Consider the following 11,555-nt stretch of genomic DNA (forward strand, 5'->3'; position numbering starts at 1 on the left):
CTACGCCGGTAGGCGTCTAAACGTCGGGACATAACCTCCGCCTGTGATCGTTCCGGGCGGGCCGCGTATCGACACCGCCGCCAAACTGACCGCCCTGCTGCGGGATCAGATCATGTCCGGGCAGCTCGCCCCCGGCGCTCTGGTCCCGTCGGAGCAGACGTTGCGGCAGACGTACGGGCTGGCCCGGGGCACTGTCTCGAAGGCGGTCCGGGCGCTGCGCAGCGAGGGGTTGGCGACGCACATTGTTGGTTATGGTGTCGTCGTGCGGGAGGTCGGCGAGAAAGAAGACGTGCCCGCCGGCCCCGGCGCCAGTGTTGACATCCGCATGCCGTCCCCGGCTGAGGTGGAGACGTGGGAGTTGCCGGAGGGTGTTCCGGTGTTCGTCGTGGTCGATGAGGACGGTGCGGGTCAGGTGTATCCGGCGGACCGGTACCGGCTGCGGATCGACGGTTAGGGTCCGCTCCCTGCCCGGGTGACTGATCGCTGCGGTTTCGACCGAAGTTGGAAGATCTTTCACTATGTGCGGTCCGGTCGGCGGGACTGTCGGGTTCCCGTCTGCGCTCTCGTGGAAGTTCCACGCCGCGACGGCTGGCAGGTCTCGGTCAACGCGTCAGGCGAGGCACCGACCTGGCCGCACTTTGGGCACGCTCCCACATTGTTGCCGACCGGCAATCAACCCGCAGGTCACCTGACGGTCAACAACTGTTCACCGCCCGGACGTCAATCGATTACCGTCGAGCCCACAACTGATCACCAACGACCCGCAACGGATCATCCGAATCCGACCAAGGATGACCTAACAACCCACCAAACGGGCACCCACCTACGCCCGACCAGCCTCAACGTCCAAGACTCACTCACCGTTGCTAGATCATCACCGGCGGGGCACAGTCGGAAGCTCACAACACACCCCACACGGAGGTGACCAACAGTGCGGCGACACCGAACCACCCGCACCACCAGAGGACGCATCCCCGCCCTCACCAACGCCGCACCACCCACACACCCTCCACGCTGACCCCTCGCACCACCCCCCGACCGACCACCGATGATGGTCGCGTCACCGCCGCCAACCACCCCACGCGGCAGAGAGGCACCCGAACGCCTCCAACCTCCCTTCGGCAAGAGCTTTGGAGTCAGCCCCAATGACCAGCCCCGACCGCGACGTCCCGCGTCACTTCATCGCAGGCATGATCTGCGGCTCACTCGCCCTGTTCACCACCGTGACCGCAATCGCCTACTACGCCCTCGTCAGCTCCGGCACCTTCGGCGAACCCCCGCACGGCCTGTCCCCGATCTGGGCCGTCGTCGTCATCCTCCTCGCCCTCGTCCCCATCGGCCTGTGGTGCGCAGCCGTCGCCGCCCGCCCCATCCTGGACCGCATCAAAAGTCTCGAAGCCTGCGTCGAACGGGCAAGCGAGGACGCGCTGAAAGCGGCGAACGAGGCCGGCTACTGGCGGGGTGTCGCGACAGCAGCCAAGCAGGACATCGAAAACCTTGCCACCCCCGCCGAGGTGATCAAGCTAGTCCGTGACGGGCGCCGTAACGGCAACGTCGGCTGACCGGGGCAGAAAACGCACCGATGCCGGATCGAACCCCGGCCCACGCCGCTGCATCGGCCGGACAACGACCCGCACCCCGAACGCCTGCATCACCGCCCGCCGCTGGTTGAGGTCCAACGACTTCCACCGCTGCTCGGCCAGGTCGCCGACCGTCGCCATCACCAACTCCAGGTGCGGCGACGGTCGGTGCGCTTTCGCCTCCGCCTCCGCCTCCTGCAACTGCGGCTTCAATCGGCCGGTGATGATCCGCAACTGTGCGGACTCGATATGCCCGTCGGCGTAGTCGTTCGCCGCCTGCGTCAACCGGGCCCGCAGTGTCGTCACCCGCGTCAACGCCTCCGCCGCTTTCGCCGACGAACCCGACAGCAGGTCGGCGACGTCCGGGCGCCGCATCAGCGCCACCATCTGATGCTCGACGTACCGGTCCACCGCCGCCAGGTTCCGACCCACGCACCCTTTCGCCTCGCACACGTACAACTGCTGCCGGCGTCCGTGCCGGGAGTTTCCGCGCATTGCGACCCGCAGATGCGCCCCGCACACCCCGCATTCGCCGACACCCCACGTCAGCAGATGTTGCCGGGACCCGGGGCGTTCGATGGTCCGGCTAGGGTCGGTGAGAAGCGCGACAACCCGGTCATGCTTGTCCGGGTCGACAATCTTCGGCCAGGCGGCGGGGATCAGCGCCTCGTCCGGGCGGCCACGGTGGTAAATCCGCAGGCCGATGTTCGCCGGTCGGATCGCGAGCTTCTTCACCGACGTCTTCCCCCACCGGCTGCCGTCCTCGGCCTGCCCCTTCGCCCGCCGCTTCCGCCGGTGCCCCGCCCCCGGCGCTGGGACACGTCGCCGGTTCAGGTCGTCGCGGACAGCGGCGAGGGACTTACCGGCGAGCAGTTCGTCAACGATCCACCGCACGACATCGGCCTCAGCGTGTTTCTCCTCGTCCCGGAACCCGATCACCTTCCCGGCCGTCTTGCCCCGGCGGTCGTACTCGTAGATCCGGGACCAGCCGTACAGGACGGCGCCGTTGGCGCGGCCTTCCTCGGCCCGCTCCTTCGCCGCGTCGTAGACCCGTTCAGCTTTGACTTCACTCTCGCCGGTGTCGGTCTCGCCGAGCATCCCGGCGATCATCCGCCCGCTGGCGGTCCGTAGGTCGAGTTCGGGACCGTTGGTGCACAGGATGATGATCCCGAGCTTGCCGAGGGTGTCGATGCCGTGCGCCCGTTCGACTCGGTTCCGCCACAACCGGGACGTGTGGACGCAGACGATGCGGCGCTGCACACCGGTCGGGTTGGGTGCGGCGACCGCAGCCATCAACCGGTCGAAGTCTGGTCGCGGCGCCCCTCTCAGGGCGGCGATGTCGTTGTCGCTGAACTCGCCCGCGATGTGCCCACCCCGCCGGGCGGACAGGTCCCGGCCGTCCCGTAGTTGTCGGGTGACGCCCTTCTCGGTCGCCAACTCGTCGTCGGAGATGCGGGCGTACAGGTAGTCCTCGTACAGCGCCATGCCCGTCATCTTATTGCCCAGAGAGGTCCCCCGCTATTCCCCGGCGGGGTCGGCAACACCGACCGCGACCCGGTGCGGTTCGGCTCGCTGATCGACGACGTGGAGCACAAGATCTTCGACCGGCTGCCGGACGAGACCTGGTTCTATCCGGGACACGGCCGGGACAGCACGCTCGGCACCGAACGGCCGTCGCTACCGGAGTGGCGCGCCCGGGGCTGGTGAACCCCCGGCGGGTACCGGGGATGGCGGCCGTTGGCGAGCTTGGCTAATGAGTGTAGCTTTTAAGCTATGACTGATACCCGGTATCTCCGCCGCCCGGAGGGGCGCATCGCGTACGAGCTGTGGGACGGCGACGGGCCGCTGGTGATCTGCTCCCCGGGGATGGGCGAACTGCGCCAGTCGTACCGGCTGCTGGCCCCGAAACTGGTCGCGGCCGGCTACCGGGTGGCGGTGCTGGACATCCGGGGACACGGCGACAGCGACACCAGCTTCTCCGGGTACGACGACGTGGCGCTCGCCAGCGACATACTCGGGCTCGCCGACGAACTCGGCGGGCCGGCGTACCTGGTCGGCAACTCGATGGGAGCCGGCGCCGCCGTGATCGCCGCCGCCGACGCCCCGGCCAAGGTACGCGGCCTCGTCCTGCTCGGCCCGTTCGTCCGGCAGCCCGCCGGCGCGGCAGTACTGAACCTGCTCTTCCGGATCATGCTCGTCCGGCCCTGGGGCCCGGCGGCCTTCCTCGGGTACTACCCGAAGTGGGTGCCCGGCACCAAGCCCGAGGGGTACGCCGAACACCTCGCCCGGGTCCGCGACAACCTGCGCCGGCCCGGACACTGGCGGGCCTTCGTCCGGACCACCCGCACCTCGCACGAGCCGGCCCGGCAGCGGCTGCCCGAGGTGTCCGCCCCGGCCGTCGTGCTGATGGGTGCCGCCGACGTGGACTGGAAGGACCCGGCGGCCGAAGCGCACTGGATCGGCGAGCAACTGGGGGCCGAGGTCGTGATGCTGCCCGGCGTGGGCCACTTCCCGCAGGCCCAGGCCCCCGAGGCGGTGGCCGCCGCCGTGAACCGGCTGGTCGAGCAGGACTCCTGACCCCGGTGTGGACGCCTGCCGGCACCGGTGTGCCCGGTGCCGGCGAGCAGGCATTCCGGCCCGGAATCCGAAAGTGCCCGGGAAAGTCGAAAAAGATGTTGCCCGGTTACCGGAGTCACCCCTACCGTAGTTACCACAGCGATCAACAAACCGACACCGAATCGACAGCGAGCGACAGGGAGCATCCGATGTTGTGGCAGACCTCATCGCGAGCGTGGCGGCGACTGCCGTCCGGCTCGGCGGGTTGTGCCACGCTCGGGCACCCCGTCCTACGCAGCGCCGGCGAATGTGCCGAGCTGGGCGGCTGGCGGACGTAACGCGAATCCATCGCGTCCACGCCGCCCTCCCGGACCCGGGACCGGGCGGCGTTTCTCTTACCGTGCGCGTTCCTTGAGCACGCATGTTTTCCTGCCACGCATTCTCTCTTTGCCACGCATTCTCTTCCGCCATGCACGATCCGCACAGGGGTGTGGCGCAACTGGCAGCGCAGCGGCCTCCAAATCCGAAGGTTGCAGGTTCGAGTCCTGTCACCCCTGCTTCTCCCCGGTCTCGACCGGCGGACACGGCACCAACTTGAGAACTCCACAGTGGATGGCATTACCGATGCCCGGCCGGCGCCGTACCACCGCGCCGGCCGGGCGGATCCGGGGCGAGGGAGACGGCTGACCCGCCTGTTTTGGGTACAGGAGAAACCGAGTTCGATTCTCGGGTCCCGGACGAAACCATCCGCTCCGGTAGCCCAACGGCAGGAGGCAGCGCGCTCAAAACGCGCACAGTGTGCGTTCGAATCGCACCCGGAGCATTTCCCGTGCGGCTGTAGCGCAGCTGGCAGCGCGCCACCTTGCCATGGTGGAGGTCCCGGGTTCGAATCCCGGTAGCCGCTCCGAACACTTTCCAGAGTTCCGTGACGTCGACGCGAGAAGGAGGTTTCCGGTGGACGTCCTGGTCATCAACGCCGACCTCGGCCCGCTCCACCGGGTCAGTCTCCGGCACGCCGTACGGATGCTGGTCCGGCGGGTCGCCGAGGTGCACGAGGCCGTACCGGACCGGCTGATCGGGGTGTACCCGGTGCCGACCGTCGTCCGGCTGGTCAGGTACGTCGTCACCAGGTGGCGGTTCAGCTCGGGGCCGGCCTGGTCCCGGTCGGGCGTGCTCACCCGGGACGGCCGCCGGTGCGGCTACTGCGGGGGCCACGCCAGCACCGTCGACCACATCCTGCCCCGCTCCCGCGGTGGCCGGAACACCTGGACCAACACCGTCGCGTCCTGCGACGGCTGCAATCAGCGCAAGGCCGACCGCACCCCCGCCGAGGCGGGCATGGTGCTGCGGTCGGCGGCGACGGTCCCGAGTTGGGCCGCGCTGACCCGGCGCTGACGGCCGGCCGGCGGATTCTCCCCCGCCGGCCGCCTTTTCCGGATCGTCCAACGGCAGGACACCTGACTCTGGCTCAGGCGACCGAGGTTCGAATCCTCGTCCGGAAGCGCGATGCCCTCGTGGCCCAATTGGCAGAGGCACCAGGTCGAGGGCCTGGTCACGTGCGCGTTCGAGTCGCGCCGAGGGCACTTCGGGGTGGGTGCTGGTGCACAGCGTTGCCTTGCAAGCTTCGCGTGCGCGGTTCGATCCCGCGTCACTCCACGCATGCCCGGGTAGCCCAACGGTAGAGGCCGCCGGCTCAGAACCGGTGTGTTGCAGGTTCGACTCCTGCTCCGGGTACGTCCGTTTCAAGCCCCTGTAGCTCAGTGGACAGAGCGCCTGGCTACGAACCAGGGAGTCGGAAGTTCGAATCCTCCCAGGGGCACGACATCGGGACGTGGCGCAGCTTGGCAGCGCGCCGCACTGGGGGTGCGGAGGCCGTCGGTTCGAATCCGGCCGTCCCGACTTCGACAGGGTCGCCGCAGCCGGCGACGACGACTATCGTCTGCCCGACGAGACCGAGAGGATCATGGTGCCGAACCCCACCGAACTGCACAAGGTCAACGCGCTGGTGCAGGGCTTCAAGCCGCAGGCCAAGCGGGAACTGACCGACGCGCACCGGCGTACTCAGAAGGCGCCGCCGCTGTCCGGGATCTCCCGGACCTACCAGCCGTTCGCCGACGACATCCGGGAGCAGTTGCCGCCGGAGTCGACCCGGGTGCAGTACACCGTCCAGGAGGTTCTCGACGAGGTCGCCACCACCATGGGTCGGCTCTTCGACCTCCAGTTCCTCCAGGACACCGGAAACGCCACCGCCAAGGCCGACGTCGTGGTCGACGGCCGGACGCTGGTCCGGGAGGCACCGGTCACCTATCTGCTCTTCCTGGAGAAGCAGCTCGTCGACCTGCGTACCTTCGTCGACGGGCTGGCCACCCTGGACGCGGCGGAGCGGTGGGAGTTCGACCCCGACCGGGGCTGCTACGCGAGTACGCCGAGCCAGACGCAGAAGATGCGCAAGGTGCACCGCAACCACGTCAAGGCCGAGGCGACCGAGAAGCACCCGGCGCAGGTCGAGGTCTACACCGAGGACGTACCGGTGGGCACCTGGACCACGGTGAAGCTCTCCGGCGCGCTGCCGGCGGAGCGGGTCAAGCTGCTGCGCGGCCGGGTCGACAGGCTGCTGGAGGCGGTGAAGGTGGCCCGCGAGGAGGCGAACAGCAGCACCGTCGAGGACCGCACCGTCGGCGACGAGGTGTTCGGCTACCTCTTCGGGTAGCCTCCCATACACCCCCGTGGAGCGGGGGTGGCGCGACGAGCGTCGAGACTGAGGCTGACCTGTCAGACTCATCGAAGGCGACGGTTCCAGTGGAGGTTCGAGTCCTCCCCTCGGCACTCCGGGCCGAGGTGGCCCAACTGGCAGAGGCAGGCCGGCGCCGAGCAGGCTGAGACTATCGCTCCAGACTCAGCACCCCCACCCATCGCCAGACCTACCGACCACGACAATCTCGACGAGATGCTGGTTCGAGTCCAGTCTGCCGCTCTCCCTGCGGCGGTCGCTTAATGGCAAAGCACGTCGACCGCAGACTGATCGTGGAGCTTAAACGCCGCTGGCGTGCGAACGGGTGGAATTCGAGGGCCCCCGGGGCAGGGCATACCCCGGGGGTCCGCCAACTCTTGACGAGCCCCCGCCTCGTGGCGGGACGTCCAGGCGCCGCTAGCTCAATGGTGAGAGCAACGCACTCTTAATGCGTGGGTTCGGGGTTCGAGTCCCCGGCGGCGTACTCGCGGGGTGGCGCAGTGGTAGCGCGGCGGCCTCATAAGCCGCAGGTCCCGGGTTCGACTCCCGGTCCCGCTCCCGTTCCGGTAGCTCAGTCGGAAGAGCATCGCGTCGACATCGCGAAGGCCGCTGGTTCGAGTCCAGCTCGGAACACGTACGAGTCCAGCTCGGAACACGTACAGGTACCGCCGGTCGCCCGAGCGGGTGCGCCGACGTCGGAGAGTCGGGCCTGTCTGTAAAACAGGTGCCTCGCGCGCAGGAGGTTCGAATCCTCCCACCCGCACGCCCGGCCTCGTCTCGTCCCCGGTGGGGCGCCCCGCCTGCAAAGCGGGTGATGCGGGTTCGACTCCCGGCGAGGTCTCGATGCCATCCACTGTGGATGCCATGGGCGCGGGCGTTGGCTGCTCGGCCGCCACTCATTCTGGCGGTGTGCCCGGTTCGACACCGGGGGCCCATGACTCGCCGGCCGGCGATGGTTGTGGTGACGGGGGAACGCCGGCCGGCCCCGACCGCCCGGCCACGGCTCGGCTCCGGGAACCGGTCAGGGTCGCGGAGTGCGACCCGCCCGCCAGGCCCGTACGCCGAGGACGCCGACGGTGGTGCCGATCGCCAGGGACGCCGCGATCAACAGCGCGTGCACCCAGAGGAAACCCGTCGGGCTGCCCTGCCCGATCTCCCCGGTCGACCACGCCCGGGCATCGTTCCAGATCGCGACGGCGAACCGGGGCCAGATCACCCAGGTCCAATCGCCGACCAGGACCAGGAAGCCGGCCCAAGGCCGCGACAACAGCATGGCAGCCCAGTATGCCAGCCGCGACCCGTGCCCCCGGGTGGCGCCGGCCGGCGGCCCCACCCGGCCGGCACCACCCGATCCCCCCGGTCCCCCCGCAAGCCGCCCGGCCGGCTCCGGCGCCCCCCGGTCTGCTCCCCACCCAGCCAGCTCGCCGCCCCCTGCCCCGCGGTCTGCTCCCGGCCCAGCCGGCTCGCCGCCCCCAGCCAGCTCGCCGCCCCCAGCCAGCTCGCCGCCCCCAGCCAGCCCGGCCCGGTCAGCCCTGCACCGTCGAGCCGAGTCGGCGGCGTACCCCCAGCAGGACGACCCCGCCGAGAACTATCCCGACGCCCACCGTGCCGAGCAGCGCGAACGACTCCCCCGGCAACAGTCCGCCGAGCGAGCGGGCCAGGATGGCCAGCACCATGTAGAGGCCGGCCCAGAGCACCGCACCGATCGCCGCGAAACCCAGGAACCGCCGGTACGACATCCGCAGCCCACCCGCGGCCAGCGGCAGTACCGCGTTCAGTACCGGCAGGAACGGCGCCACCATCACCATCCGGCCCCCGCCGCTGCCGAGAATACGCTCGGCGGCCACCCAGCGTGCCTCCCCGATCCACCCCCCGGTACGGCTGCGCCGCAACCGGGCACCGAACCGCCGGCCGGCGAAGAAGGTGAGCGACCAGCCGCCGAGACAGCCGGCGATCACCGCCAGGAACGCCCCCAGACTGGCCGGCCTGCCCACCCCCACCGCGGCCAGTACCGCCACGTCACCGGGTACGAGTACGCCGAGCAGCGGTATCGCGTCCAGCAACATGACCCCGCCGAGCACCGTCAGGAAGATCCACGACGGCAGTTCCCCCACCTGAACCAGCCAGTCCGCCACGTCAGGAACGTTACGGAGGTGGCGGCATCCGGACATCCGGGGCGAGCCCTGGTTGGCGGCACGGGCGACCCTGAGCCGATCTAGGGGTGACTCCGCGCCGTCCGGCGTAGGCCGACGGACGTCCCCGCTCGCCGGAGGTCGACCCGACCCACCGGAGGCCGACCCGACCGGCCGGAGGTTGGTACGACTCCCGACTTCCGCCCGCACCGGCTATCCCGGGAGGCTACTGTCGGTGGCGTACAGGGCGGGCCACGCACCAGGCGCGCCGCTAAGGAGACACCAATGGCAACCGGAACCGTCAAGTGGTTCAACTCGGAAAAGGGCTTCGGCTTCATCGAGCAGGACGGCGGAGGACCGGACGTGTTCGTCCACTACTCCGCGATCGCATCGTCCGGCTACCGGGAGCTGAACGAGGGACAGAAGGTCGAGTTCGACGTCACGCAGGGCGAGAAGGGTCCACAGGCGGCTAACGTCCAGCCGCGCTGACCAGCTCGGGCCGCGCCGGGTGGGCCGGTACGGCCGGCTCCTCCGGCAGGTCACGGCGCTTGCGCAGGGGGCCGAACAGCAGGATCAGTCCGGTCAGTGCCAGCCCGCCGGTGAGTACCCACATGGCCGGGCGGAGGCCGAGTGCCGTACCGAGGGCGCCGGTGAGCACCGCGCCGAGCGGCATCGTGCCGAGGTTGACCACCTGGATGGTCACGCTGACCCGGCCGAGCAGCCGGTGCGGCACGTACGCCTGCCGGAAGCCGGCCTTGATCACGTTTCCGGCCACCACTCCGGCACCGATCACCACCCCGGCCAGCACCACCAGCCCGAGCCGGGCTCCGGGGGCGGTCAGCGGGATCAGCAGGCCGAACGGTTCCGCGCCGAGGGCGCAGAGCAGCAGCGCGCGGGCACTGCCGAGGCGCCGGGACAGCGCGGTGGCGACGGCGGCTCCGACGACCCCGCCCGCGCTCATCACGGCGACAAGTGCGCCGACCGTGCCCGGGCCCAGCCCGACCTCGCGGACCAGGAAGACGACCAGGATCGCCTGGTAGCCGATCAGCCCGAGGTTGCTGACGGCCCCCCAGACGGTGAGTACCCGCAGGTAGGGGTCGCGGGCGGTGAAGCGTACCCCCTCGGCGATCTGCTGGCCGAGACCCGCGTCCAGATCGGCGGCCCGGCGTGGCTCCGGGCGCCGGATCGAGAGCAGGCAGGCGGCCGAGCCGAGGAAGCCGAACACGTTGACCAGCAGTGCGGCCGCCGCACCGAACAGGTTGGCCAGCAGTCCGGCCACACCCGGCCCGGCCACCTGGGCCACCGCCTCGGTGCCCTGGAGCTTCGCGTTCCCCTCGGCCAGGTCGGCCCGGTCGAGCAGGGTGGGCAGGTAGACCTGGTACGCGGTCTTGAAGAAGACGCTCACCGTTCCGCCGGCCAGCGCGACGGCCAGCAGGTGCCCGACGCTGAGTACGCCGAGCCAGCCGGCGACCGGCACACTGGCGAAGAGCAGCGCGGCGACCAGGTCGCAGGTCACCATCACGGGCCGGCAGCGCAGCCGGTCCACCAGGGCGCCGGCCGGCAGTCCGACCAGCAGCCAGGGCAGCCAGGCGGCGGCGGTCAGCAGCGCGACCTGGAAGGTGCTGGCGCCGAGGGTGGCGACCGCCACCAGCGGCAGCGCCACGCTGGTGACGCTGGCCCCGAAGGTGCTGCCGCCCTGGCCGATCCAGAGCAGCCGGAAGTCTCGTTGCCGGAGCAAACTCATTTTTCCTCCTCGTCCGATGGCCCGCTGGCCGCGCTCGACCCGCGCCCGGCGGCCGGGGGGCGGCGGGCGCAGGGGTCGGGCTGGCTCAGGGTTGGGCCGGGACGCCGTAGGCGAAGAAGAAGACGGGGCCGCGGTGCTGCCCGTCGTCGGGTAGCTCCCGATCGCCCCAGCGGGAGAGCAGGGCGTGCAGCTCGGTCTCGAACTCGACCAGTTCGTCCGGGGTGAACCGCAGCCAGCGGTCGGTGGAGAAGGGCGCCTCCGCCCAGGCGGCCCGCTGCTCCTCCCCGCTGGCATGCCAGTCCCGGACCAGGCCGACCTGGCGGTCGAGGTTCAGCGAGACGGCCGCCTGCTGCACGGCCTCGCTGGCCGGGTCGTCGGCGAAGTCGGCGGCGGACCAGCGCAGGCCGGACGAGACCAGCCGCCACCAGCGCTCCCGGCGGTCCCGGGCCAGTTCCGGCGCCTCCGCCACCAGGTCGGCGGCGGCGAGCACCCTGAGGTGGTGGCTGACGTTCGCCACCGCCTGTCCGGTGCGTTCGGCCAGCGTGCTGACGGTGGCCGGGCCGTAGACCTTCAACACGTCCATCAGACGTCGGCGTAGCGGATGGGACATCGCGGCCAGCACCCGGGAGTCGGTCACCTGGCGGACTTCTCGCTTCATGCGCTCAGCCTCACACATGCAACCACTGTTGTGCAACAGCTGTTGCACAACAGTGGTTGCACAGTTCTGGCGGTGCTGACCGGCAGATATCGACCGGAGACCGGGTTCGGCTGATAGCGGAAGCGCTCGGCACGTCCTACCGAGCCGATCTAAC

Annotated in this window: 11 protein-coding genes, 13 tRNA genes and 1 pseudogene; 20 read left to right on the top strand and 5 right to left on the bottom strand. The window is 70.0% G+C overall.

Annotated elements, in window-relative coordinates:
* The first annotated feature begins 43 nt into the window (after positions 1-43).
* Both O7626_RS40620 and O7626_RS40625 read left to right on the top strand, forming a co-directional pair.
* Positions 44-454 carry a winged helix-turn-helix domain-containing protein gene (locus O7626_RS40620; protein WP_278066745.1) on the top strand — a complete coding sequence of 137 codons (411 nt, stop codon included), beginning with the start codon at positions 44-46 and terminating at the stop codon, positions 452-454.
* Positions 455-1,145: 691 nt separating this feature from the next.
* Positions 1,146-1,562 (top strand): hypothetical protein, encoded by a 417-nt coding sequence (locus tag O7626_RS40625; protein ID WP_278066746.1) that lies wholly within the window; start codon positions 1,146-1,148, stop codon positions 1,560-1,562.
* Here the strand turns inward: O7626_RS40625 and O7626_RS40630 are convergent.
* On the bottom strand, positions 1,524-3,074 hold the full coding sequence (locus O7626_RS40630) for a recombinase family protein (protein ID WP_347404887.1): 1,551 nt from the start codon (positions 3,072-3,074) through the stop codon (positions 1,524-1,526). The two genes, O7626_RS40625 and O7626_RS40630, sit on opposite strands and share 39 nt — an antisense overlap.
* On the opposite strand from O7626_RS40630, the pseudogene O7626_RS40635 reads away from it, so the two are divergent.
* The 17 genes and pseudogenes from O7626_RS40635 to O7626_RS40715 all read left to right on the top strand — a co-directional run.
* Positions 3,009-3,287 (top strand): annotated as a pseudogene (locus O7626_RS40635) (MBL fold metallo-hydrolase); the annotation flags it as partial. The gene O7626_RS40630 and the pseudogene O7626_RS40635 overlap by 66 nt on opposite strands.
* Before the next feature lie 66 nt (positions 3,288-3,353).
* Positions 3,354-4,157, top strand: a complete 804-nt coding sequence (locus tag O7626_RS40640) for an alpha/beta hydrolase (RefSeq protein WP_278063018.1) — start codon at positions 3,354-3,356, stop codon at positions 4,155-4,157.
* Between the two features lie 463 nt (positions 4,158-4,620).
* A tRNA-Trp gene (locus O7626_RS40645) sits at positions 4,621-4,693 on the top strand.
* Positions 4,694-4,885: 192 nt separating this feature from the next.
* Positions 4,886-4,959 (top strand) — tRNA-Leu (locus O7626_RS40650).
* Positions 4,960-4,967: 8 nt separating this feature from the next.
* Positions 4,968-5,040, top strand: a tRNA-Gly gene (locus O7626_RS40655).
* A gap of 50 nt (positions 5,041-5,090) precedes the next feature.
* Complete coding sequence (locus tag O7626_RS40660) at positions 5,091-5,531, top strand: HNH endonuclease (RefSeq protein WP_278063019.1); 441 nt, start codon at positions 5,091-5,093, stop codon at positions 5,529-5,531.
* 36 nt (positions 5,532-5,567) lie between these two features.
* Positions 5,568-5,638 (top strand) — tRNA-Gln (locus O7626_RS40665).
* 6 nt (positions 5,639-5,644) lie between these two features.
* Positions 5,645-5,719: transfer RNA gene (locus O7626_RS40670), tRNA-Leu, on the top strand.
* 78 nt (positions 5,720-5,797) lie between these two features.
* Positions 5,798-5,870: transfer RNA gene (locus O7626_RS40675), tRNA-Leu, on the top strand.
* A gap of 12 nt (positions 5,871-5,882) precedes the next feature.
* A tRNA-Arg gene (locus tag O7626_RS40680) sits at positions 5,883-5,955 on the top strand.
* 6 nt (positions 5,956-5,961) lie between these two features.
* A tRNA-Pro gene (locus O7626_RS40685) sits at positions 5,962-6,035 on the top strand.
* 64 nt (positions 6,036-6,099) lie between these two features.
* On the top strand, positions 6,100-6,846 hold the full coding sequence (locus tag O7626_RS40690) for a hypothetical protein (RefSeq protein ID WP_278063020.1): 747 nt from the start codon (positions 6,100-6,102) through the stop codon (positions 6,844-6,846).
* A gap of 432 nt (positions 6,847-7,278) precedes the next feature.
* A tRNA-Lys gene (locus O7626_RS40695) sits at positions 7,279-7,351 on the top strand.
* Positions 7,352-7,353: 2 nt separating this feature from the next.
* Positions 7,354-7,425 (top strand) — tRNA-Met (locus O7626_RS40700).
* Between the two features lie 2 nt (positions 7,426-7,427).
* A tRNA-Val gene (locus O7626_RS40705) sits at positions 7,428-7,500 on the top strand.
* A 47-nt stretch (positions 7,501-7,547) separates the two neighbouring features.
* Positions 7,548-7,630, top strand: a tRNA-Tyr gene (locus O7626_RS40710).
* Positions 7,631-7,635: 5 nt separating this feature from the next.
* A tRNA-Cys gene (locus O7626_RS40715) sits at positions 7,636-7,708 on the top strand.
* A gap of 180 nt (positions 7,709-7,888) precedes the next feature.
* Here O7626_RS40715 and O7626_RS40720 read toward each other — a convergent pair.
* Both O7626_RS40720 and O7626_RS40725 read right to left on the bottom strand, forming a co-directional pair.
* Positions 7,889-8,140 (bottom strand): hypothetical protein, encoded by a 252-nt coding sequence (locus O7626_RS40720; protein WP_278063021.1) that lies wholly within the window; start codon positions 8,138-8,140, stop codon positions 7,889-7,891.
* A 253-nt stretch (positions 8,141-8,393) separates the two neighbouring features.
* Positions 8,394-9,002: a VTT domain-containing protein gene (locus tag O7626_RS40725; protein ID WP_278063022.1), complete on the bottom strand. Its 609-nt coding sequence runs from the start codon at positions 9,000-9,002 to the stop codon at positions 8,394-8,396.
* A 282-nt stretch (positions 9,003-9,284) separates the two neighbouring features.
* Between O7626_RS40725 and O7626_RS40730 the strand changes: the two genes are divergently transcribed.
* Positions 9,285-9,488: a cold-shock protein gene (locus O7626_RS40730; protein WP_278063023.1), complete on the top strand. Its 204-nt coding sequence runs from the start codon at positions 9,285-9,287 to the stop codon at positions 9,486-9,488.
* Here the strand turns inward: O7626_RS40730 and O7626_RS40735 are convergent.
* Complete coding sequence (locus O7626_RS40735) at positions 9,469-10,743, bottom strand: MFS transporter (RefSeq protein WP_278063024.1); 1,275 nt, start codon at positions 10,741-10,743, stop codon at positions 9,469-9,471. The genes O7626_RS40730 and O7626_RS40735 overlap by 20 nt on opposite strands.
* An 85-nt stretch (positions 10,744-10,828) precedes the next feature.
* Positions 10,829-11,401, bottom strand: a complete 573-nt coding sequence (locus tag O7626_RS40740) for a metalloregulator ArsR/SmtB family transcription factor (RefSeq protein ID WP_278063025.1) — start codon at positions 11,399-11,401, stop codon at positions 10,829-10,831.
* Positions 11,402-11,555 lie beyond the last annotated feature (154 nt).

The sequence above is a fragment of the Micromonospora sp. WMMD1102 genome (genome assembly GCF_029626265.1).
In the GTDB taxonomy this organism is placed as follows: domain Bacteria; phylum Actinomycetota; class Actinomycetes; order Mycobacteriales; family Micromonosporaceae; genus Plantactinospora.